The 22,308-nt window shown below is 71.7% G+C and carries 22 protein-coding genes and 2 pseudogenes; 17 read left to right on the top strand and 7 right to left on the bottom strand.

All coding sequences use genetic code 11. The annotated features are described in order from the left end of the window. The first annotated feature begins 7 nt into the window (after positions 1-7). From AB0N63_RS29585 to AB0N63_RS29575, 3 genes are all read left to right on the top strand, one after another. Complete coding sequence (locus tag AB0N63_RS29585; RefSeq protein ID WP_365533572.1) at positions 8-580, top strand: hypothetical protein; 573 nt, start codon at positions 8-10, stop codon at positions 578-580. Between the two features lie 87 nt (positions 581-667). Further along, entirely contained in the window at positions 668-1,843 is a 1,176-nt protein-coding gene (locus AB0N63_RS29580; RefSeq protein ID WP_365533569.1) for a site-2 protease family protein, read from the top strand. Further along, complete coding sequence (locus tag AB0N63_RS29575) at positions 1,840-2,547, top strand: response regulator transcription factor (RefSeq protein WP_365533566.1); 708 nt, start codon at positions 1,840-1,842, stop codon at positions 2,545-2,547. Before AB0N63_RS29580 ends, AB0N63_RS29575 begins: the two co-directional genes overlap by 4 nt. Positions 2,548-2,559: 12 nt before the next feature. Here AB0N63_RS29575 and AB0N63_RS29570 read toward each other — a convergent pair whose 3' ends face one another. Next, the gene (locus AB0N63_RS29570) at positions 2,560-3,435 is read right to left on the bottom strand and encodes a CBS domain-containing protein (RefSeq protein ID WP_365533562.1); all 876 of its coding nucleotides are present in this window, start codon (positions 3,433-3,435) and stop codon (positions 2,560-2,562) included. Between the two features lie 165 nt (positions 3,436-3,600). On the opposite strand from AB0N63_RS29570, the gene AB0N63_RS29565 reads away from it, so the two are divergent. The 10 genes and pseudogenes from AB0N63_RS29565 to AB0N63_RS29520 all read left to right on the top strand — a co-directional run. Next, positions 3,601-4,038, top strand: a complete 438-nt coding sequence (locus AB0N63_RS29565; RefSeq protein WP_365533560.1) for a hypothetical protein — start codon at positions 3,601-3,603, stop codon at positions 4,036-4,038. Further along, the gene (locus tag AB0N63_RS29560; RefSeq protein ID WP_365533558.1) at positions 4,035-4,964 is read left to right on the top strand and encodes a hypothetical protein; all 930 of its coding nucleotides are present in this window, start codon (positions 4,035-4,037) and stop codon (positions 4,962-4,964) included. The genes AB0N63_RS29565 and AB0N63_RS29560 overlap by 4 nt, the downstream gene beginning before the upstream one ends. Continuing rightward, positions 4,951-6,393, top strand: a complete 1,443-nt coding sequence (locus tag AB0N63_RS29555; RefSeq protein ID WP_365533556.1) for a V-type ATPase 116kDa subunit family protein — start codon at positions 4,951-4,953, stop codon at positions 6,391-6,393. The genes AB0N63_RS29560 and AB0N63_RS29555 overlap by 14 nt, the downstream gene beginning before the upstream one ends. Beyond that, positions 6,378-6,791: an ATP synthase subunit C gene (locus AB0N63_RS29550; protein WP_365533554.1), complete on the top strand. Its 414-nt coding sequence runs from the start codon at positions 6,378-6,380 to the stop codon at positions 6,789-6,791. The genes AB0N63_RS29555 and AB0N63_RS29550 overlap by 16 nt, the downstream gene beginning before the upstream one ends. Next, entirely contained in the window at positions 6,788-7,021 is a 234-nt protein-coding gene (locus AB0N63_RS29545; RefSeq protein WP_365533553.1) for a V-type ATP synthase subunit F, read from the top strand. The genes AB0N63_RS29550 and AB0N63_RS29545 overlap by 4 nt, the downstream gene beginning before the upstream one ends. Further along, complete coding sequence (locus AB0N63_RS29540; protein WP_365533551.1) at positions 7,018-7,527, top strand: hypothetical protein; 510 nt, start codon at positions 7,018-7,020, stop codon at positions 7,525-7,527. Before AB0N63_RS29545 ends, AB0N63_RS29540 begins: the two co-directional genes overlap by 4 nt. Next, the gene (locus AB0N63_RS29535; protein WP_365533549.1) at positions 7,524-9,323 is read left to right on the top strand and encodes a V-type ATP synthase subunit A; all 1,800 of its coding nucleotides are present in this window, start codon (positions 7,524-7,526) and stop codon (positions 9,321-9,323) included. The genes AB0N63_RS29540 and AB0N63_RS29535 overlap by 4 nt, the downstream gene beginning before the upstream one ends. After that, positions 9,320-10,714 carry a V-type ATP synthase subunit B gene (locus AB0N63_RS29530; RefSeq protein WP_365533546.1) on the top strand — a complete coding sequence of 465 codons (1,395 nt, stop codon included), beginning with the start codon at positions 9,320-9,322 and terminating at the stop codon, positions 10,712-10,714. Before AB0N63_RS29535 ends, AB0N63_RS29530 begins: the two co-directional genes overlap by 4 nt. Continuing rightward, positions 10,711-11,376, top strand: coding sequence for a V-type ATP synthase subunit D (locus AB0N63_RS29525; protein WP_365533544.1), 666 nt, complete (start codon positions 10,711-10,713; stop codon positions 11,374-11,376). The genes AB0N63_RS29530 and AB0N63_RS29525 overlap by 4 nt, the downstream gene beginning before the upstream one ends. Before the next feature lie 55 nt (positions 11,377-11,431). Continuing rightward, positions 11,432-11,574: pseudogene (locus tag AB0N63_RS29520) on the top strand (nicotinate phosphoribosyltransferase); the annotation flags it as partial. On the opposite strand, the gene AB0N63_RS29515 reads toward AB0N63_RS29520, so the two are convergent. Both AB0N63_RS29515 and AB0N63_RS29510 read right to left on the bottom strand, forming a co-directional pair. Beyond that, on the bottom strand, positions 11,564-13,039 hold the full coding sequence (locus AB0N63_RS29515) for an AAA family ATPase (RefSeq protein WP_365533679.1): 1,476 nt from the start codon (positions 13,037-13,039) through the stop codon (positions 11,564-11,566). The pseudogene AB0N63_RS29520 and the gene AB0N63_RS29515 sit on opposite strands and share 11 nt — an antisense overlap. Positions 13,040-13,124: 85 nt before the next feature. Beyond that, positions 13,125-13,994, bottom strand: a complete 870-nt coding sequence (locus tag AB0N63_RS29510) for a universal stress protein (RefSeq protein WP_365533541.1) — start codon at positions 13,992-13,994, stop codon at positions 13,125-13,127. Positions 13,995-14,189: 195 nt separating this feature from the next. Here AB0N63_RS29510 and AB0N63_RS29505 point away from each other — a divergent pair, with 195 nt between their 5' ends. The 4 genes and pseudogenes from AB0N63_RS29505 (at position 14,190) to AB0N63_RS29490 (ending at position 17,781) form a co-directional block, all read left to right on the top strand. After that, entirely contained in the window at positions 14,190-15,008 is an 819-nt protein-coding gene (locus tag AB0N63_RS29505; protein WP_365533539.1) for a universal stress protein, read from the top strand. 241 nt (positions 15,009-15,249) lie between these two features. Beyond that, a complete protein-coding gene (locus AB0N63_RS29500) occupies positions 15,250-15,534 on the top strand; it encodes a DUF1876 domain-containing protein (protein WP_365533537.1) in 285 nt (94 codons plus the stop codon). Positions 15,535-15,958: 424 nt separating this feature from the next. Continuing rightward, positions 15,959-16,141 (top strand): annotated as a pseudogene (locus AB0N63_RS29495) (universal stress protein); the annotation flags it as partial. 104 nt (positions 16,142-16,245) lie between these two features. Further along, positions 16,246-17,781, top strand: coding sequence for a DUF1254 domain-containing protein (locus tag AB0N63_RS29490; protein ID WP_365533535.1), 1,536 nt, complete (start codon positions 16,246-16,248; stop codon positions 17,779-17,781). A 149-nt stretch (positions 17,782-17,930) separates the two neighbouring features. On the opposite strand, the gene AB0N63_RS29485 is transcribed toward AB0N63_RS29490, so the two are convergent. The 4 genes from AB0N63_RS29485 to AB0N63_RS29470 all read right to left on the bottom strand — a co-directional run bounded on the left by AB0N63_RS29485 (position 17,931) and on the right by AB0N63_RS29470 (position 21,798). Then, on the bottom strand, positions 17,931-19,466 hold the full coding sequence (locus AB0N63_RS29485; RefSeq protein ID WP_365533533.1) for an MFS transporter: 1,536 nt from the start codon (positions 19,464-19,466) through the stop codon (positions 17,931-17,933). Positions 19,467-19,714: 248 nt separating this feature from the next. Further along, complete coding sequence (locus tag AB0N63_RS29480) at positions 19,715-19,993, bottom strand: SHOCT domain-containing protein (RefSeq protein ID WP_365533530.1); 279 nt, start codon at positions 19,991-19,993, stop codon at positions 19,715-19,717. Positions 19,994-20,281: 288 nt separating this feature from the next. Then, positions 20,282-21,160, bottom strand: a complete 879-nt coding sequence (locus tag AB0N63_RS29475) for a universal stress protein (RefSeq protein WP_365533528.1) — start codon at positions 21,158-21,160, stop codon at positions 20,282-20,284. Between the two features lie 215 nt (positions 21,161-21,375). Further along, positions 21,376-21,798 carry a hypothetical protein gene (locus tag AB0N63_RS29470; RefSeq protein ID WP_365533525.1) on the bottom strand — a complete coding sequence of 141 codons (423 nt, stop codon included), beginning with the start codon at positions 21,796-21,798 and terminating at the stop codon, positions 21,376-21,378. Positions 21,799-22,308 lie beyond the last annotated feature (510 nt).

Raw genomic sequence — 22,308 nt, 5'->3', positions numbered from 1 at the left:
GTTCCTCATGAGCGCCACGAAGCGGCTGTGGCGGTGGCGGAGCAATCCGCTGCGCCGACACGAGGACATCGTCGAGGCCTGGATCGTCCTGACGGTCTGGGTGATAGTCGCCGTCGCCGGCGCTGTCGCCGCACTGATGACGGCCCGTGCCGCCGAGCATGAGTTCGCCGAGCAGCGCGCCCACAGGCATGCCGCTCGAGCGGTCCTCCTTGCCGACGCGCCGCGCGGCACCACCGCTGACTGGTCGGGGGACGGCCGTGTCCGGGGCTCCGTGCACTGGACGGCCCCCGACGGCACCCCTCGAAGCGGGCAGACGCCGGTGGACAGCGGCCTGAAGGCCGGAGCCTCAGTGACCGTCTGGCAGGACGCTCAGGGCCGACTCACGCTCTCACCGCCGACGAGCCGTGCCGAAGGGCACGTCGAGGCCGCCCTCTTCGGTGCCGCGGCCGCCCTCGCCTCCGCGGCTCCGGTCTTCGGCGCGGGCGCCTGCGCTCGAGCACGGCTCGACCGGCGTCGCATGGCCCGATGGGAGCAGGAGTGGGATCTGGTGGGACCGCAGTGGGGCCCGAAGACGGGCTGAGCCGTACCCTCAGGGGCCACTCCCTCTCGCACCCGCTGGTGGGCGAAGCGGCCCTCGGTACGCAAGCTGGAGGATGAGGCGAGACTCATGAACGAGACGCTGTACCTCGGTCGAATCGCCGGCGTGCGGGTCGGCCTGAACTGGAGCGTTCTGGTCATCGTCGCCCTGGTGACGGTCGCTCTCGCGCGCGGCGAATTCCCTGCCGCCCATCCGGGCCACTCTGCCCTGCAGTACTGGGCTCTGGCCCTGCTGGCCGCGGTCGTCTTCCTCGCCTCGCTGCTGGCGCACGAGCTGGCGCACGCCGTGGTCGCCCGCCGCAACGGGGTGCAGGTCGACGGCATCACCCTGTGGATGCTGGGCGGCGCCGCGCGCCTGCACAGCGAGGCCGCGACCCCGGCCGCGGAGCTGCGCATCGCCGCCGTGGGTCCGCTCACCAGTCTGCTGGCCGGCGGTGTCCTCGCGGGCGTTGCCGCCGGACTGGACACGCTGCACGCCTCCGGGCTCGTGGTCGAGGCGGTCGCCTGGCTGTCCGCGATCAACATCCTGCTCGCCGTCTTCAACGCGCTGCCCGCCGCCCCGCTCGACGGAGGTCGGCTGCTGCGGGCGTACCTGTGGCACCGCACCGGCGACCGACTGCGGGCCACCCGCGGAGCCTCGGCGGCGGGCCGGGCACTGGGCTGGTTCATGGTGCTGACCGGCTTCGCCGCCGTATTGTTCGGACACAACCTGTCCGGCCTGTGGCCGGCGCTGGTCGGCTGGTTCCTTGTCACCGCGGCGACTGCGGAAGCCCGTCAGGCCGAGGTGCGGAGCGTGCTGGGCGGTGTCCCGGTCAGCCGCGTCATGACCCCGCACCCCGCCACGGTTCCGGACGCGGCGACACTCGCCGACTTCGTGGCCGAGGGTCCCTTCGGGCACTACCGCCATTCGGCCTTCCCAGTGGTGGCGGCGAACGGCTCGGTGGTCGGTCTGCTCACCGTGCGGCGTGTCGAGACGACGCCGGACCAGGCGCGTGCAGGCACGACAGTCCGGGAGGTGATGCGTCCTCTGGATGATGTCGTCATCGCCGCGCCCGATGAACCGGTGCTCGACCTGCTCCCCCGGCTGGAGGTGAGCCCCGTACGCCGCGCGGTTGTCCTGGACGAAGGACGCCTCGTCGGCATTCTCACCGTCGCCGACATCACCCGGGCCCTGGCGTGGCCTGCCGGGCCCGCGCAGGCCATGTCACGGGGCACCGAGCCGCACCTCACGAAGGAGGCGTCATGACGGACAGACCTCGGCCACTGGACGGACCACCGCACTGCCCGAGGGTCACGTCGAGGTATGCCACCGACCTCCTGGACGCCGAACCGGACATCACCGTGGTCGGCGACGCGGACACCGCCGAACACGCGCTCACCCGGGGCCCCGCCCTGCGACCGCACGTCGCCGTGCTCGACGTCCGCCTGCCCGACGGCGACGGCATCACGGTCTGCCGCGAGCTGCGCGACCGGATGCCGGAACTGGCGTGCCTGATGCTGACCTCCTTCGACGACGAGGAGGCCCTGCTGGACGCCATCATGGCCGGGGCGTCCGGATACGCGCTGAAGCAGATCAAGGGCTCCGACCTCGTGTCGGCGGTGCGTACCGTCGCCTCGGGGCAGTCGATGCTGGACCCGGCGACGACCGCCCGCCTCATGCGCTCCCTCAGGGCCGATCCGGCCGAGGCGCCGTCGCTGCCTCCGGAACTGGCCGCCCTGTCGCCCCGAGAACGCGACATTCTCACGCTGATCGGCGACGGTCTGACCAACCGCGAGATCGGCAGGAAACTGTACCTGTCGGAGAAGACCGTCAAGAACCACATCTCACGGCTGCTGGCCGAACTGGGCGTGCAGCGCCGCGTCCAGGCGGCGGTCCTCGCCTCCCACTTGGACCAGCACGAATCCGACCCCCACGACTCCCACAGAGACACGGACCGTTCCTCCCGCTGAGAGTCGCCGGCGTCAGGCTGCAGTGAGCAGGTTCTTCACCTCGACGACGTCGAAGATCCCCTCGACCTCCGCCACCAGCCGGGCCAGTGTCGCCGAGGACATCCGCCCAGTCAGCTCCACGATGCCGTCGTGCACGGCCACCTCGACGTTTTCCCGGTCACCCGGTGGGCAGCACGCGGCGATCGTTGCCTCGACCTCCGTCCGGATACCGGCGTCGTCTCTGATGAGCGACTGCAACAGCGCATCGCGGCGTACGACGCCCACCAGGCGGCCATCGCGGCCGGTGACAGGCATCCGCTTCAACCGGGACAGCGCGGCGAGCCAGGCCGCCTCGGCGACGGTCGCGCCCGGCAGCACCGTGATCGCGGGACTTGTCATCAGGTCGGCGGCCAGGTCGCCACGCGCCTTGCCATGGATCCGGCGCTCGCGCAGCCTGCCGATACGGCCGGGCCGGTGACCGGATGCCTCGAAGGCGACCTTGGCCAGCAGGTCGGACTCCGAGACGACGCCGACCACATGGTCCTCGGCATCCACGACCGGGAGCACGCCCACGTGCTCGCGCGCCAGCGAGCGGGCGATGTCGCGGTACGGCAGGTCTTCGCGCAGGGAGGCGACGGGCACGTCCATCACGTCCCGTACCAGCGGCAGTCCCGGTTCGGGCGCGGACGCGGAGTGCGGCGTGAGCGGGGTGGACGGAAGTGCGGGGCGGGCCGTGGCGCTCGGCAGAGCTTGCGCTTCAGTGCCTGCGTGCTTGGACGCGGCCGTGGCCACGGCACCCAGGTAGCGAAGCAACGTGTCCTGCCGTGCTGTTTCGCCGGGGCTCGAGGGACGGGAGGACACATCCCGCCGGACCTCGGCCCCCGCGGAGAAGTTCTCGTGCTCGTTCACGGCGACCTCCAGACTCCGTCGAGTTGCCTACCCCCAGTCTTTCGTTCCCTCTTCCCGTGCCAAGAGCCGAACGGCCCTGGCGGAACGGCGTGACGGCCCTGTCCGATGCGGGCCGGAACGGCAACGGTGAGACTGGAAGAGAAGCCGACCGGCAGGAGGCCGTCCATGAGCCTGCGGGAGTTCCTGGAGCGGTTCCGTGCGGTGGGCACGCCGGGAGGATCCGCCACCGGCGTGCCCACCGACCGTACGACGGAACGCGCCGCGGAACTGGAACCCGCCCTCGCCCGGCTGGCAGATGTTCAGCAGGAGGCGGCGCAGATCCGGGCCGCTGCTGAGCAGGAGGCCGAGGCCCTCCGTCAGAACGCCGCGCGAGAGGCGGCACGCATGGTGGAAGCCGCGCGGGAGGGTGCTCCCGAGGTTCGCCAGCAGGCCGCGGAACCCCTCCTGCGGGAGGCTCGGCACGAGGCGAAGGCCCTCCGCGCCGCCGGAGACCGCACTGCCTCGGCGCTCCGTGAGCGGGCCTTGGAGCGGATGCCCCACCTGGTGGATCTCGCTGTGGCCGACGCCCTGCGCCTCACAGGCGGGAGGTGGGAAGAGCCGTGACTGCCGGGTGGGTCGCCGGAGCGGTGCGCGCGAAGGCCCTCGTCGGCCGGTATCCGGGCACTGACGGGGTGCGGGAGATCGCGCGTGGTCCGACGCTCGGTGACGCCCTGCAACGCGTGGCGACGACGCCCTATGGGAGGTACACGCGGACGGCGGCGGACTTGCGTCAGGCGCAGCGGGCGGTGTCCGCCACCCTGCTGTGGCATCTGCGGGTACTCGCCGGCTGGCTGCCCCGGGGCGGTGCCCGCCTGCTGGTTCCGCTCGCCGCCGGGTTCGAGATCGCCAACGTGGCCTCCCGGCTGCCTTCAATCGACGGCCGCCGCGCGGAGGTCCCGGAGCCCTACCGGCTCGGCGCGCTGGAGACCGCCTGGCGCAGTCTGGAGAGCGCCGGGACACCCGCCGAGACACGGGCGGCGCTCACGGCCTCGCCCTGGGGCGACCCGGGCGGCGACACGCCGTGGGCCCTGGTCACCGGCATGCGCATGGCCGCCGCGCGCCGCACCGCTGTCGCCGTACAGCCCGCGCGCCGCTGGGCCCGGGGACGCGCTGTCCTGCTGGCGGCTCGTGAGCTGTTCGTGCATCACCGCTCTCTTCCGGAGCCCGTACTGCGCGACGCGGCGCGCCTGCTCGCAGCGCGGGTGACGGCCGCCGCCACGTACCAGGAGTTCCGCGAGCGTCTGCCCTCGTCCGCGGGTTGGGCCCTGGAGGGCATCGACGAGCCGGGTGAGCTGTGGCGGGCGGAGGTGCGCTGGTGGCGGACGGTGCAGGCGGACGGCGCGGCGCTGGTGCGTGAGGGCCGGTACGGGCCCCGAGTGGTCGTCGGTGCGGTGGCGCTGATGTCCGTGGACGCCTGGCGGGTGCGGGCGGCGCTGGAGTCGGCGGCGCGCGGGGGACGGCCCGGGGAGGTGTTCGATGCCCTGGTCTGAGGCGGTGACGCCGGTCCGCATGCGCCGTGTTGCGGTGATCGTGCCGCAGGCGGCCCTGCGGGAGGCTCTGGTGCGGATCGCCGAGGAGGGCTGCGTGGAACTGGACCGCGCCGAGGAAGCGGCTTCTGGGGCGGCGGCCGTGCGACTGCAGCGGTTGCGGGGACGGGGCGCAACAGTCGGCCCCGAAAGCGCCGCCACAGCGCTCTTGGCTGCCGCCGCGCCCGATCTCGACCTGCTCGAACGCAAAGAAGATGTCGCGCTCCTGGCGGGCGAGGCCCAGTTGGAGGAGCGTGCGGAGGGCGCGGTACGGCAGGGAGAGGTGGCCGCGCTGGCCGGGTGGTGCCCGGCCTCCGAAGTACCCCGCGTCGCGGGACGGCTGGCCGCTGCGGGAGGCGCGCTGCTGCCGCTGCCGTCCCCGCGCGGAACCGATCCGCCGACGCTGCTGCGGCCGGGCCGGGCGGCCTCCTTCACCCCGCTGGTGACCACGTACGGGACGCCCGCCTACGCGGACGTCGATCCCTCGTGGCCGGCGGGCCTCACTTACGTCGCGATGTTCGGGATCATGTTCGGCGACGTGGGGCACGGGGCGCTGTTGGTGCTCGGTGCGGTCGCGCTGCGCCTCGGGTGGCCGCGCCGGTTGGCCGGGGTGCGCCGGCTGTGGCCGTTCCTCGCGGGTGCGGGCGTCGCTTCCATGGTGGCCGGGGCCGCCTACGGCGAGTTCTTCGGACCGACGGGCCTGCTGCCGGTGCTGTGGCTGAGCCCACTGGAGAGTCCTGCCCGTCTGCTGGCCGCCGCCGTGGTGTTCGGTGCAGGTCTGCTGGCCCTCGCACACGCCGCCGGGGCGGTGAACCGGGTGCGTGAGGGCGGCTGGGTCTCGGCCCTGTATGCCGCGTCGGGCTGCGCCGGGCTGCTGTTCTACCTGGGGCTCGCTCTGGCCACGGCAGGCCTGGTCCTGCACCGGCAGGCCACGGCCGTCGCCGGAGCCGCTCTTGCCGTGACCGGGCTGGCGCTGGTGGCGTCCGGCCTGTTCCGGACCACTGCGGGCGGTGGTGCGGGTCTCGCCGAGACGGTGGTACAGCTGTTCGACGTCGTCGTGCGGACCGGCACCAACACACTCTCCTTCGCCCGGTTGGCCGCCTTCGGCCTGACCCACGCCGCCCTCGCGGATCTGGTGTGGCGCGGTACGACCGGCCTGGCCGGGCGTGGGGCCGCCGGAGTCGCGGGCGCCGCCCTGCTGTTCGTCGTGGGCACGGCCGTTTCCTTCGGTCTGGAAGCCCTGGTGGCCGGTGTGCAGGCGCTGCGGCTGGAGTTCTACGAGCTCTTCTCCCGGCTCTTCGAGACGGAGGGCCGCCCGTTCCGTCCCTGGCACGTTCCCCTGGCGGAGCCTGCCGATCCCGCTACGAAGGTGATCCCATGCTCACCTGGCTGATCGTCCTTCCCGTCCTGGTCGCGGTGCTCGGCGCCGTCCGGCTGCTCCAGCGGCACCGGACCAGACACGCCTTCCGCTGGCTCCTGGGCACGAACCTCGCCCTTCTGGGCGGTGCCCTGATCGTCCTCGCCACCGCGCTGGCGGGGCCGGCACAGGCCTCGGCACAGGCCGCCGGGTCCGGTGTGGTCAACGGATCTGCCTTGATCGGGGCGGCCATCGCGGTGGCCGGCGCGTCGATAGGAGCCGCGATAGCCGTCGCCTACACGGGCGCCGCGGCACTGGCGGCGTTGAGCGAACGACCGGAGATGTTCGGCCGGGCCATGGTGATCGTCGGTCTCGCGGAGGGCATCGCGGTGTACGGGCTGGTGGTCGCGATCCTGCTGATCGGAAAGGCATGACGATGGCCACCGTGGCCGCCATCGGCACCGGGACCAGCGTGTCCGGTCTGGCGCTGGCGGGGGTCGACCTGCTCGTCGCGGAAGACCCGGACGCCGTCCGCCAGGCCTGGCGGACGCTGCCCCGCACGGTCGGCCTCGTGATCCTCACGGCCGAGGCCGCCGAAGCGCTGGGCGGCGCGGCGACCGCGCCGGACCCGTCCAGGCCACTGACGGTGGTGATGCCCGGATGACCGCCTCCGTCGACGCGCTGAGCCCCGTACGCGCCGAGTTGCTGCGCGCGGCACGGGCCTCGGCCGACGCCGTACGGGACCGCGCTCAGGCCGATGCGGAGGAAACCCTGCGCTCAGCCCGCGCCACGGCCGAGGCGGTGCTCGCGCGGGCCCGGGACTTCGGCAGAGCCGACGGTGCCGCCGAGGCGGCTCGGGAACGGGTGCGGGCGGTCCAGGATGCCTGGGCGGCTGAACTGGCGGCCAGGGCTGAGGTCTACGCGGCTCTCAGAGCTGCGGTCCGCGCAGGCGTGCGAAGGGAATTCGCGGAGGACGCGTCTGTGCGGTCGCGCTGCGCGCAGGCGGCACGGAACCTGTTGGGTCCGCAGGCGCGGGTCACGGCAGCCCCGCAGGGCGGGGTGACGGCCGAGGTGCCCGGCCGCCGGGTCGACCTGTCGGCGGACGCCCTCGCCGACCGTGCCCTGGACCGGCTCGGTGCCCGGGCCGAGACGTTGTGGGCGCCGGCATGACCAGCTCCGGCAACCCTTCGTCGGACTCGTCGGACAGGCATGCGCTTGCGCAGATCACGTCCGGCTCTACGCCGGACGGCGCGGACCGCCCACGGATCCTTCGTGTCGCCGGCCCTCTCGTGGAGATCACCTGCCCGCCCACGGTGGCCATGCACGACCTGGTCATGCTGGGTGCCGCCGGGCTGCCGGGCGAGGTGGTCGCCATCCACGGCGACACGGCCATCATCGAGGCGTACGAGTACACCGGCGGACTTGCGCCCGGGCACCCTGCGGAGCCCCAGGGCCGCCCCCTGTCAGTGCGACTGGCACCGGATCTGCTCGGCGGCGTGTTCGACGGGCTGCTGCGCCCTCTGGCCGACATCGGCGACCTTCTCACGGCGGGCGGACCGACGACCGGCGAACCGGACCGACGCAGCTGGTCCTTCACACCGAGAGTGGCCGAGGGAGCGCCGGTCGCGGCCGGTGACGTCCTCGGGGAGATCCGCGCAGGCGTGCCGCTGCGGCTCCTGGTGCCTCCGAACCTGTCGGGTGAGGTGACTCGGATCGCGGCGGCGGGCGATCACCGCTCGAACGACGTGCTCGCCGTGGTGGGCGGCCAGGAAGTGCGGATGGAGCAGTCCTGGCCGGTGCGCAGACCCCGACCGGTCGCGCGGCGGCTGCCGGCGGACGTGCCCCTGAACACCGGGCAGCGGGCCGTCGACCTGCTCTTCCCGGTGGCACGTGGCAGCACGGTCGCCGTGCCCGGCGGCTTCGGCACCGGCAAGACCATGCTGCTGCAGCAGATCGCCAAGTGGTGCGACGCCGACGTCATCGTCTACGTCGGCTGCGGCGAACGGGGCAATGAGATGGCGGACGTCATCGAGGAGTTGGAGGAGCTGACCGATCCGCGTACCGGGGGCCGTCTGGCCGAACGGACCGTGACGATCGCGAACACCTCCAACATGCCGATGATGGCTCGCGAGGCCGGCGTGCACACGGGCGCGACGGTCGCCGAGTACTTCCGCGACATGGGCCTCGACGTCGTTCTGATCGCCGACTCGACCTCCCGGTGGGCGGAGGCGTTGCGCGAGTTCGCCTCCCGTATGGGCGAACTCCCCGCCGAGGAGGGCTATCCGGCGGGGCTCGCCTCGCAACTGGCCGCGTTCTACGAGCGGGCCGCCGCCGTGCGTACCCTCGGCGGCGCGACCGGCTCGGTCACGGTGATCGGCGCGGTGTCTCCACCGGGCGGTGACCGCACCGAGCCCGTCACCGCGCACACCGAGCGCTTCGTGCGCTGTCTGTGGAGCCTGGACCGCGATCTCGCCTACGCACGCCACTACCCGGCCGTGTCCTGGTCGGAGTCCTTCTCCCGGGACGCCGCCACGCTGGCCGCCGCCCATGCGCGGGCCGGTGACGCCGAATGGGCCGAGCGGCGCGGACGTGTGGCGCGGCAGCTGGCGGAGGCGGACCGGCTGGCCGACCTCGTCGAGCTGGTCGGGATCACGGCGCTGCCGCCCCGGGAACGGATCAGTGTGCTCGCCGGACGGTTGCTGCGCGAGGCTGCGATCCAGCAGAACGCGCTGTCCCCGGCGGACGCGTACAGCGCGCCCGGGAGGACGGCGGCCCTGGTGGGGGCCGTGCTGACGGTTGTCGACCGCTGCCTGGAACTGGTGGACTCCGGCATTCCCGCGGATGTCGTCGAAGCGGTCGACTTCACCCCTCTGCTGCGGGCGCGTGAAACGGCGGGCCCCGCCGAGACCACTCCGGTGGCCGCGGCCCGCGACACCGTGCTGGCCCGGCTCAAGGAGGCGGCATGACCGGCGCCGTGGGCATCGAGTACGCGGGGGTGCGGGATCTGCGCGGTCCGCTCCTGTTCGTCGAGGGGGTGAGCGGGGTCGGGTGGGACGAGTTCGCCACGATCGTCCTCGACTCCGGTGAACGACGGCACGGCCTGGTCCTGGAAGTGGATCGCGACATCGCGGTGGTGCAGGTCCTGGAAGATACGGCCGGCATGAACCGCACCGGTACCCGCGTCGCCTTCTCCGGCACGCCACTGCGGATCCCGGTCGGGACCGGATGGCTGGGACGGGTGTGCAACGGGCGGGGCGAGCCGGCGGACGGAGGACCACCGGTGCTGGGCGGGTCGTACGCGCTGGTCGGCGGCGCGCCGATCAACCCGGTACGCCGGGAACCGCCCAACGAGGCGGTACTCACCGGCGTGGGTGCCGTGGACGTGCTCACCACGCTGGTGCGGGGCCAGAAGCTGCCGGTGTTCTCGGCGGCAGGGCTGCCGCACCTGGAACTGGCCGTGCAGATCGCGGCCCAGGCGACGTGCGGAGGTGAGCCGTTCGCCGTCGTGTTCGCCGGTATGGGACTCACCCATGCCGACACGGCGTTCGTCCGCGACGGACTGGCGGCACGCTCGGCCGCGAGGGAACTGGTCCTGCTTCTCAACACCGCCGACGACCCGGTGATCGAACGGCTGCTGACCCCGCGACTCGCCCTGACCGTGTCCGAGCACCTGGCGTTCAGCGAGGGCCGTCACGTCCTGGTGGTCATGACGGACATGACGGCCTATGCGGAGGCGCTGCGCGAGGTGTCCGCCGCGCGTGGCGAGATTCCGGCCCGCCGGGCCTATCCCGGATACCTCTACAGCGACCTCGCGTCCCTCTACGAACGCTGCGGCCGTATCAGAGGGCGGCCGGGGTCGGTGACGATCCTGCCAGTGCTCACCATGCCCGCGGGCGACATCACCCACCCCGTCCCGGACCTCACCGGCTACATCACGGAGGGCCAGATCGTGCTGTCCGCCGAGGTGCAGGCGGCAGGTACGTATCCGCCCGTGGATCCGCTGGCCTCGCTGTCGCGGCTGATGCGCAAGGGAACCGGAGCTGGACGCACCCGTGCGGACCATGCCGCCGTCGCGGCGCAGTTGATCGCCGCGCTGGCCCGGTCCCGGCAGGTGCGAGAGCTCGCCGACCTGATCGGACGCTCGGCGCTCAGCCCGACGGATCTCCGCCATCTGGACCTGGAGAACGCTTTCCGGCACCGGTTCCTGGCGCAGAGCACCGATGAGAATCGGTCGCTGGACGACTCCCTGGACCGGGCCTGGGAGGTGCTGCTGACGCTGCCGCGCAGCCAGCTCGGCATGCTTCCGGCCGACCTGCTCGACGCCCACGCTCCGCCGCAGGACCAGGAGGCACGGTGAGTCCGCGGGCGCGCCGGGTCCCGGCCGGACGCGCCGGGCGCCTTCGGCTGCGTCGCAGTCTCGCCACGGCGGTTCGCGGAGCGGACCTCCTGGAACGCAAGCTCCGGCTCCTGCTGGACCGGGAGCGCATGGCACGACAAGCGGCTGAGGACGCGGACCAGATATGGCGACGGAAGCTGGCCGAGGCGGAAACGTGGCTGGTGCGCGGTGTGCTGATCGGCGGCGAACGCGCGCTGGCCGAGGCAGCGCCGGTGGAGCGGGCGCGCGTCGACGTCCAGTGGGGCGCGCTGATGGGCGTGCGTCACCCGGCAGCGGTGGGCTGGACGGACCCCGTCCGCTCCCCGTGGGAACAGACCCCGTCCAACACCGCACTCGCGCACGCCGAGACGGCCTACCGTGCCGCGGCCCGTGCCGCGGCGGAACTCGCCGCCCACCAGGCAGCCGCCGAGCTTCTTGCCGCCGAGGCGGTACGGACACGGCAGCGGGTCCGTGCCCTGCGCCGGCACTGGATCCCGCGGCTGCAGGGCGAACTGGCCGAGGCGGAGCTTACGTTGGAGGAGGCGGAACACGAAGAAGCGGTTCGACGACGCTGGGCCGCCGGGCACGGCGCCCCTGAGGCCGAACAGGCCACGCCTCGGGACCTGAGGTCCCCTTCGTCCTGAGCGTCCCCGTCGGACTGGGGATCAGGCAACCAAGACCCCCTCGGCGGCGATCACCATGTCCGATGTCACTAACACCGACCTTCACGAAGTGGCCATGGACATGTCCTACGTCCAGGAGGACATGCGGGCTTCAGCCTCCTCGTCCGCGACCTCCCACCGGGCCGGGGCTTCCTGGTCGCCGCGGGCCTCAGTCCGGCTCCATGTAGGGGCGGCGGAAGACCGGGGCCTGGCCGGGGCCCCACGGACGTACGGCCGTCAGCGCCTGGGTGACCGCGGACTCCAACGAACCACCGGTGCCGACCGCGACGGCATCGGGCCATGGGGGTTCCCTGGCCGCCATGGCGGCGGCGACCTCAGGGCCCGCGTCGGACGCGCCGGGGGCGCGCGTCTTCAGGCGGGCTGCTGAGACGTCGCCCGGTACGTGACAGTGCAGGGCCACCAGGTCGGCGCTGGTGCGGTCGGCCACGCGCAGGGCCGCCTCACGCTGTCCCGCATCGGACCAGGTGGCATCCAGGACCACGGACTCGCCGGCGGACAGCAGGGCAGCTGCGCGCTCGAGCAGGGCGCCATAGGTTCTGGCCGTCCATTCGGGTGTGTACAGGCCCTCGCCGTAGCCGGCCGCCGCGGACTGCTCCGCGGGAATGCCCGCCAGTTCCTTGCGGAGGCGGTCGCTGCTGAGCAGGGTGACCCCCAGCCGGTCGGCCAGCGCTCCGGAGAGTGTGGACTTCCCGCTGCCGGGCAGTCCGCCGACGAGGGTGAGGCCGACCGCGGAGGTGCGCAGGTGGCGCAGCGCCATGGAAGCAAGCCGCCTCGCCGCCACCTCGGATCCGGGCGCGCCCTGGCAGGCCTGGATCAGGGAGACCTTGGCGCGGACGTACGCGCGGTAGGCGATGTAGTGGTGCCACAGGGACGGGGGCGCCGGGTCACCGGAATACTCGCCGTACTGGGCGAGGAAGTACGCCGCAGCCTCCGGGGCGCCGAGCTGTTCCAGGTCCATGGCGAGGAAGGCGGCGTCGTCCAGGCCGTCGAGGTAGCGGAGACGGTCGTCGAACTCCAGGCAGTCCAGGACGCGGGGGCCGTCGTCGAGGCAGAAGATGTCGTCGGCGAGCAGGTCGCCGTGGCCGTCGACCACCCGTCCCTGCTCGATGCGGGCGTCGAACAACGGCTTGCGACCGGCGAGGTACCGGCGCACCAGCCGCTCGACCTCCGTCGCCCCGTCGAGCACGAGGCCGTCGGCGGCCAGCGCGTGGATCTGCTCGAAGCCGGCCTCCCACCGCGCTGACAGCGCGTCACGCGTGCCCTGCTCGGCCACGTCGCGGCCGCGGGGCGCGTCCGCGTGCCACGTGGCGAGGTGCCGGGCGACGGCCCGGAGGACGTCGTCGACGGCGGCCCCTGCTCGGACCAACCGGGAGAGACGGCGGTTCTCCGGCATGCGGCGCATCACCACGAGTGGTTCAGGCGCCGTCGCGTCAGGGCTGCGGAACTCGCCCACTCCCAGGTAGACGTCGGGGGCGAAGCGGCGGTTGAGGACGACTTCGCGCTCGCAGGCCGCTTGGCGGGCCGTCACCGTGGTGTAGTCCAGAAATCCCAGATCCACCGGTTTCTTCACCTTGTAGGCCCGGTCGCCGACGAAGAACAGCGTCGCGGTGTGGGTCTCGCACACCTCGGCGCGTGAGGGAGCCACGCCGTCGTTCCGGGCATCCGACGTGGAAGTGGACGTGTCGGCCCGCGACGCGCGGAGGCGGGGCTCAGTCATGGGGAACGACAGCGACTGGGCAGCGTCCGTGATGGACGGCGGCCTGCGCCACCGGGCCAAGGTGGGGTGCCAGGTCCCCACGATGTCGGCGCCGGCCCACGACCAACAGTGCGGCGCCCTCCGCCGCCTGTACGACAGCCCTTGCCGGACTTTCGAGACGGACGCTGTCGGCGACGTCCACCTGCGGATACTTCGCCCGCCATGGATACAGCGCTTGGCTCAGCTGCTCGTGCGCCTCTCCCGTCATCCGCGCGCTGATCCCGTGGTCCACTCCCCTGGGCACTCGTGCGTGGAGCGGCACGCGGCGGCCGTGGACGGCGAGGAGCGGGACGCCTCTGGCCGCAGCGGTGTGGAAGGCGAAATCCAGCAGATCGTCCGAGGATCCGCGCAGGTGCAGCGCCACAACGACACGGTTCGCGGGCTTCGCAGGGCTCCCCTGGTCGCCGGGTTCGCAGCGCACCAGCACCACGGGCCGCTCGGCCCGCGCCACCACAGGCATGCCGATGTCCCCCAGGAAGTAGCTCACGACGGGTTCCAGTCCCTGGGAACCGAGGACGGTCATCTCCGACTCCGAGGCGGCTTGAAGCAGCGCGTGCTGGGCGTCGTCGGCCACCAGGTTCCCGGCGACGGACAGGCCTGGGTGCCGTGCTTGCAGCTCCGCCTGCGCGGTATGGACGAGTCGCTTCGCCCAGTAGTTCTGATCGACTTCCGCGGGAACGCGGGTCGGTTCCGGTGCGAGCATCGGCCACGCGTGCAGCAGCCGCAGGGAGAGTTTGCGCCTCTCGGCCTCGTCTGCGGCCCACCGTGCGGCCGCCAGACTCTCGGGCGAGCCGTCGAGGCCCACGGTGACGACCGGTTGCATGGCGGTGGCCTCCGTCTCGTACGAAGCTGGGGGAACGGTGCACGGGTCCGGCTGTGTGGATGGCCCGGACGTCGCCTGTCGGACCATGCGCGACGGGTTCTCCCATTCGAGGATCCCCTGATCCGCTTCATGGCGCATGTGGACGCGTGAGCTGGGCCAGAGCCGTGGCACGCGGCGGGAGAGGAGACGGATACGGTGACGATTCCGCTGGTGGTCGGCGTCGACGGATCCAACGCCAGCCTGGAGGCGGTGGAGTGGGCCGCCGCCGAGGCGGCTCGGCACGGGGTCCCGCTCCATCTCCTGCACGCGGCGGCCGGCGAGCAGGAAGCGTCCGACGTGATCAGCGCTGCCTCGGCCCGTGCCGGCAAGAGGGCTCCGGGGGTGCGGCTGTCCAGCGAGGTGTCGCACGAGGACGCGGCCTCCGCCCTGGTCGGCCACGGGCGCAACGCCTTCGCGCTGGTGCTCGGGGACAGGGGACTCGGAGATCTTCCCGGCATGCTTCTCGGCTCGGTCAGCCTCGCCGTGGCGGCACGCGCTGACTGCCCGGTCGTGGTGGTCCGGGGCACCGCGGAGCATCGCGCTGCCCGGTTCGGAAGCGTCGTCGTGGGTGTCGAGGACGGGGAGGGCAGCGGCACGGCCGTGGACTTTGCGTTCCGCGAGGCCCAGGTGCGGCACAGCCGACTCGAGGCGGTGCATGCGTGGAGCGCACCGTCCGGTGCCTGCACGACACCGCAGGCCTCGTCCTGGCTCCTGGAAGCCCATCGGCGTCCGCCGGCGCAGGTGCTCGACGACGCTCTGTGCCGGCCCGCGGAAAGGTACCGCGACGCCGAGGTGTGCCCGCGTCTGATCGAGAAACCGGCACGCACAGCACTGTTGGAGGCCGCGTCAACGGCGGATCTGCTGGTCGTGGGTGCCCGGCGGCGACTTGGACATCCGGGCCTGCAGCTCGGCCTGATCAACCACGCGCTGTTGCATCACGCACCGTGTCCCGTCGCCGTCGTCCCACAGATGTGACCGCCACAGGACCGGAGAGACGGATCGCCGTCGGCTTCCGGGACCGGTCGCCGACCCCACGGGGACCTTCGGCCCTGTGACCGAGGACCGCCGGCGTCCGATCGTGAAAGGGCCAGGGGACCGGTCGGCGGCCTGCTGGCCGACACCAGGTTCCGAGACATCCCATGCGTCCCGCTGACACCACCTCGGCGCCGCTGCCTGTGGCCGGGCTGAGCAGGACGCGGAGGCCAAGGAGTAAGCGATGTCGCACACAGGTCAGTGGAAGGTACATCTCGACCTCTTCGAGGAAGACGACGGAACGACGAAAGCACATCTGGTGCTGAACACCGGCGCCACGGCCCTCGCAGGGCACGGAACCGCACACTGCAATCCGTCGGATACGAACGTGCCGGAGATCGGCGACGAGCTGGCGGCGGGCAGGGCCATGATCGACCTCGCTCACCAGCTGATGGAGGCCGCTGGACGCGACATCGAAGGCATGGCTGCCCGGGGCAGCACTCGCCGGACCGTCGAACGAACCCTGTGAACCGGAACCGGTTCACAGGGTCCCGGTAGGTGTATCCCGGGCGCCGTCCGTCCGGAACTCGATCCGCGCGGTGGCCGAGACCACGCCGTCGACACCACGGCACAACCGTTCGATGACAGGAATCAGACTCTTGGCCTGGACGGTGCCGGTGGGGGGTCACCCGCCCGTCGCAGACCTCTGCTGTCATGTCCCGGGGACCGATTCCCAAGGTGCGCCGCAGGAGATCTCCGGTGATCTCCTCCTTGCAGGGCGTGGCGGAGAGGTGAGCTCAGCCGTTGCCTCGAGAACCATCGCGACGGGGCGTACCGCGAACCAGCCGGAAACCCGCCGCTCCGGACCCGGTGGCGTGTCGCGGCGCCGGCTTGGCAGTGCGACGGTATTCACAGGGGGCTCGCGCAGCCGGACGGCGAAGGCGGTGACGGCGATGGAACTCCCACCGGTGGCCGGAGTCGACGGATCGGAGTCCAGCTTGACGGCGGTCGACTGGGCCGTGGACGAGGCGGCACGTCACGGGCTGCCCCTGCACCTCGTCCATGCCTCCCTGGGGGAGTCGTACGAGGCAGCCGAGCCGTCCTTCAGCACCGACCGCCCGGCCGAAGAGGTCATCGATGCAGCCCGTCGGCCCCACAAGGAGGAGCCGGGGTCGCTCGCCGACGGCGATCTGCCGTGCGGCCGGAGATGTGGGGCTCCGCGCTGGAAAGGAACGCCGCAATGGCCGCTACAGCCACGAACAACCGTCCCGGGCGGCGACTGCTCCATCAAGTCACCGAAGTCGCGTCGACCATCGGCAAGGCCGCGGTGGCGACGGGCAAGGCCACGGCCGACGCCGTGCGCCACCCGGGAACAACGGCCGGGCGTGCCCGCAGTACATCGCAGGCGCTGCCCTTGATGTGGGAGTCGGTCAAGCCGGTGCTGACCGGCCATGTGACCGACTGGCACCGGGAATACGCCTACACGCTCGGGGAACAGGCCTTCGTCTACGGGTTCCCTTACATCTGCAATGCCGGGCTCCGCCACCGGTGGGTGACCCTGGAGCCCGACACCGACGCGACGCCGTACGCCCCCGTCAACCACTTCTGGCACGCCCGGAAGCTCTTCGACGCCTCCGATCGACAGGGCTTGTGCCCCAACAACGACACGCTGTACTCGTTCGCCTGGGTGGACCTGAGCGAGGAACCCGTCATCCTCTCGCACCCGGACATGGGGAAACGGTACTTCACCTTCGAACTGGTCGGCATCACCTCCGACAACTACGACTACGTGGGCGGGCGCGTTACCGGCCCGAACGCCGGTGATTTCGCCCTCCTCGGGCCGGGATGGAGCGGGGACCTCCCCGAAGGGGTGCGTCGCACGACGACCGCACCCAGCCCCTGGATCCTCATCGTCGGCCGGACCCTGGTCGAAGGCGAGCAGGACCTCCCGAAGGTCCACGCACTCCAGGATCGGTACCGGTTGGTCCCGCTCCACCTGTTCGGAAGAACGGGAGCGCAGGTACCGGCGCGGCGCGACGTGCTGGAACCGATCGACGCGGCAAGGGACCCTCTCGGGCCGTGGAAGACCCTGAACGCGATGCTGGCCGAGAATCCGCCGCCGCCGCACCACGAGGTCCTGCTCAAACAGTTCGCGGAGATCGGCATCGGGCCCGGCATCGACGTCGAAGCCCAGCCCGAAGCCGTCAAGCAGAGCCTGGTGCGGGCCGCGGCCATCGGTGTACCCATGCTCGAAAAGCAGCTGCTCAGTGGGGAATGGGCGCATGTCGTCAACGGCTGGCGATACCCGCCACCGCAGATGGGACGGTTCGGAGACGATTTCCTGCGGCGAGCCGCGGAGCAGTCCCTGGCCGGTGTCGCCGCCAACGATCCCGAGGAAGCGGTCTACCTGGCCGCCTTCCACGACGCTGATGGCGCCACGTTGTCCACGGGCCGCTACGAACTGCGCTTCGGGCCGGGAAGTCTCCCTCCCGTCGACGCGTTCTGGTCCCTCACCGTCTATGGCGAGGACAGGAACCTGGTCCCCAACCCGATCGGCCGATACTCCATCGGTGACCGAACCCGGGGACTGGTCATGGACGCAGAGGGAAGGCTGACCATCCGTCTGCAGTCCGATTCTCCGGGATCTGCCGAGGAGTCCAACTGGCTGCCCACACCGGCACAGGGCATCTGGTTCGCCGCACTGCGCATGTACCTGCCACGTCCCGAAGTCGTCGACGCACGATGGGAGTGCCCGCCGATCAGCCGTATCGCCTGACGCCACTGCCGAACGACCGTGGCGCCGCCTTGACTGCCCCCGGGGCCACGGTCGGTGTCATCCGATGTGCGAGGCCGCTTCGGCTCTGCACTTCCCCCCGCTGGGCGGCGCTGCGCGGAGGCCGGCGTGGGCCGTGGCCTGAGCGAGCCCTACGCCCGGGGCTCTTCGTAGCGGGGCATCAGCCCGGAGGCCGCCGCCGCCACAACGAGCGGCAGGATGCTGACCGCGAGCATGGTGAGCCGCAGTCCGCCGGCGAAGTCCAGCGCGAGTCTGAGTCCCGAGGCCTGTCGGAGCAGGTTCGGGTCGTATCCGCCGCCACCCGGATTCTGCGCCATCCCGCTGCGTACGGCATCCACGGCCTGTTCGGCCTTCCTCACCGACAGATCGCGTGACTTCGCGTCCGCGAGCCACTGTCGCTGGAAGAAGATGTCGAAAAGCAGAAGGTAGACCGTGGGGCCGAACGCGGAGCCGGTCATGGCGAAGGCCATCTGAACCGAGGCCACCGTGCCGGAGTGCCCGGGCGGTGCTTGGGAGAGGACCGTCTCGGACACCGAGGTTGAGGTGACCAGCGAGCCAAGGTTGCACAACCATGTGGCCAGGACGAGCAGCCACACCGCCATCGTCGGGCTGGCGGTGCCCGCCAGCAGCAGCCCGCTCGCAGCCATCACCAGCAGGCCGGTGACCATCACCGGCCGCGGAGTGTACTTCCCCACCAGGCGTCCGGCCAGGATGACGGCACCCGCGATCAGCAGTGTGCCAGGCAGGTACAGCAGGCCAATGGCCTCGGGAGACAGCGACAGGACGATACTCCCGAACTGTCCCAGGACGATGCCGAGTCCGGCCGCGAGGAAGTTCAGCGTGAGGGTCGCCGCCAAGGCCACACTGAACGGTGTACAGCGGAACAGCGCCAGGTCCAGGGCAGGCTCAGCAGTGCGACGTTCGTGGAGCACGAAAAGCACTGCGACGACCGTGCTGATCACAAGCGGCACCCAGGTCTCGGGCCGGGAGATGCCGTTCTGTGCCGCCGCGAGGCCGACGACGAGGGCCAGCAGGGCGGTCCCGATCAACGCCACACCGACGATGTCCAGGCGACGGCCCTGCTGGACGGGTGACTCCGGGACGCGGCGGGCCGTCAACCAGAGCGAAACCAGGCACAGCAGGGGGGCGATCAGGAACAGGGACCGCCAGCCGACGGCCGCCACCATCCAGCCCGTGAACGCAGGTACCACCCCGCAAAGGATCATCGTGACAGCCATGAAGATGCCGATGCCCACCGGCCGCTTCTCCGGCGGCACCGCCACCTTCAGCAGGGCCAACGGCACTCCCAGCAGCGCTGTCATCCCCAGCCCGTCCAGGAGGCGCATCACCAGCAGGAAGCCATAGCCAGGGGAGAGCAGGGAGAGCAGGTCGACGACCGTGACGACGACAAGTCCCACCATCAGCAGCCGCTTGAGGCCGAAGATGTCCCCGAGGCTGCCCGCGGCGAGAACGGCGGCAGCCATCACCAAAGTCGCCGCGCCACTCAGCAACCCGAGGGCCTGCGGCGGTGCGTGAAGAGCCCGGCTCACCTGCGGCAGGTTCAGGCTGAGCACCAGCGGGTCGACGACCGTGACCGCGAAAGCCAGGGCAAGACCGAGGATGATCGGCAGGGTCGTCGCGTCCGTGCGTGACCCGACCGTCGGCACCTCGACACCTCCCGTACGCCCGCGTGGCATGCCCGGTCGAGGCTAACCCGGCCGCCTGGTACCGCCGGGCTACCCCGGACCAACACGCTTGGAAGTCCGGCGTTCGGGTCAGTCGAGGCCTGTCGTACACCGTCCAGGTTCATGGGAGGCACCGGACGCGGCCATCAGACCCGTCGTGGTGACGCCCAGGACCAAGGCCGCGGCGGCAACGGCGACCGCCGACCAGACCCTTCGGCGACGATGCGGGTTCACCGCTGCTCCCGAAGCACCGCGAGCCGACGTTTGTACTCGTCCTCGTCGATCTCCCCGCGCGCGAACCGCTCGGCGAGCAGGCTCTCGGCCCGTCGGTCCTGCCACCCGCCCTCGCCGGGCGGTGGCGGCGAGCCGGGCTGCTGATGGTGACGGGCACCGGCGAGATAGCGCACGAGTGCGATGAGCCCGACGATCAGGACCGCCCAGAACAGCACCATGAACACCGTCATGACGAGCCAGCCGTCCCAGCCCCATCCGCCGTCGTACCACATCATGCCGATCACTTCCCTCGGCTGACTGCTCCAGCGCTACCAGGATGGATCGGTGGAACTGAGCCGATCTGGGCCACAGTTCCCGGATGCAGGGCCGGAGGACCCAACGCCCCATCCGGCTCCGCCGTCCCCAGCTGTGCGGAAACCCTTCGCAGAGCACGACATGCCACCAGGCGGTTCCCCCCTGGGCTTGGCCGTCAGCTTCTCCCGCTCCGACACAGCCGCCGTCGCCAGCGGCCGACTCCCCTGACCGGTGCTGACGTCGAAGGCCCGACGAACGGGTGGCGGCGGTCACTCCTTGCCGCGGACCACCGCGACGGAGCAGTGCGCGTGATGCAGCAGGGCCTGGCTGACCGAGCCGAGCAGCAGGCCGGTGAAACCGCCGCGTCCACGCGCGCCCGCCACGACCAGCTGTGCATCATGACTCGCTTCGATCAGCGCCGGGCGGATCCGGGAGCGCACCAGGCGTCGCTCCACCGTGACCTGGGAGTAGCGCGTCTGCCACGGAGGCAGGGTGTCGTCCAGCAGCCGTTGCTCCTCCTCGCGGAGCCGGTCGATGTCGACCACCATGTTCAGCGGGTCGCCCGGTCCCTCGTAGGCCCGTTCGCTCCAGGTGTTCCACACGTGCAGGGCCAGCAAGTCCGCACCGCGCATCGACGCTTCGGCAAAGGCGAACTCGACAGCTCGCTCGCCTGCCGGGGAGCCGTCCACCGCCAGCAGTACGGGTCCGGTCGCATTCGGCCTGTCCCGTACCACCAGCACCGGGCAATGGCCGTACGCGGCCAGATGCACGGCGGTCGAACCGAGGAGCAGGCCGCCGAACGCGCCCAGTCCGCGGCTGCCCACCACTACGAGCGAGGCGGTGCGCGACTCGATCTCCAGCACCATCAGTGGCTCGCCGACGGTTACCTCTCGTGAGATGTCCAGATGCGGCGCGATCGCCTGTGCCCGCTGCTCGGCCTCGGCCAGCGTGCCGTCCACCAGCTCGCGCACCCCCGCCCTGGCAGGACTCCAAGGAGGCCCACCAGGCGGTGGATGGATCGACGGCCACCCGAAGGCGTGCACCAGCCGCAGGCCGGCCCCTCTCGACACCGCCTCGTGTGCCGCCGTCTCGACCGCGTCCAGGCTGGACGGTGAGCCGTCGACTCCCACTACGACCGGTTTCGCCATGCCGCGCCTCCTCGCCGGGCCGGCTTTGCGGCCGCCTGCCCGGCTTCGTCCATCCTCCGCCACTGTGCCGCGCAGCGCATCGGACCCGATGGCCTTCCCGGCACCAGCGAGACATCTGGCCTGCGCATCGTGGCTGCGCGGCGCCATGCGTCACCGCCCCGTCCGCGCGGCCGCGGGCAGTGGCTGTGCCAGCTGTCCGCGGCCGGGCTGGTGGCTCAGCGGACGTGGACCGTGACCACGTCCGAGGCGTGCAGGCGCCTGGGGTGGTGGTCATGCTTGCTGGTCAGGCCGTACAGCACGGCACGGAACTGAAGGTCGCCACGGTGCGCGGCCGAGCCGTGCGCGGTGACCCGGGCCTCACCCCTGGCCGGGGTGCTGCAGTTCTCCTGGTGCCACGGCTGCTTGCCGCTGCGCTCCTCCAGGCACAGCTGGTGCAGGTAACCGGCGCTGTCGTCGTTGCCGTGCGCCGTGATCGTGAAGGTCTTGCCGACGTGCGCCGTGCGGGGCGCCGTGACGTCCACGTCGCCCTTGGCGAACGCCGGCACGGCGGCCAGCGCCACCGAGGCCAGACCCAGCGCGCCGACCACCATCGCACGGCCGCCCCGCGCCTTCGTCCCGGCCTTCTTCGTCCTGGTCATGGACTTCTCCTCCCGCGGGCCCCTGCAGGGAGGCCCGCCCCCTGTCGCCAGGGCGCCCGGTTGGCGCCCTGGCTGATCATTCAGATGAGCCGCCCTTCTGCCTGGTTCTGTGCGATCAGGCGCTGTTACGGATCCACGACAAAACCCGTCGGCCGGCCTGACCCCACCGGCGGCCGCCGAACCGCTCCCCGGCACCGAGCAGTTCACCAGCCTGCTCTGCCCGGAGCGGAGACAGACACTTGCACCGAGGGCGGGGTGTACCTGGTCGGGCGGTAGCCCCGGGAGCTGGTCTGCCGTGACCGCTGTCTGACGAGCTCGGTAGGCGGTGAGGCGTCGTGGGCCTCGGTGGGACAGGGGTCCGCAGGGGTGTCGGCCAGGCCTGTTGCGCTGTGCAACGGCGTGTCCGACGCGGCGGCCAGCAAGGCCATGTGCTTGGCCAGCGCACCGATGGTGAGTTCGGCCGTGCCGGCGGCTGACCCGCCGAAGAGGAAGGGGCGCTTGCGGGTCACG

It is taken from the genome of Streptomyces sp. NPDC093260 (assembly GCF_040683715.1).
GTDB lineage: Bacteria > Actinomycetota > Actinomycetes > Streptomycetales > Streptomycetaceae > Streptomyces > Streptomyces sennicomposti.
This window is presented reverse-complemented; position numbering and strand designations above follow the sequence as displayed.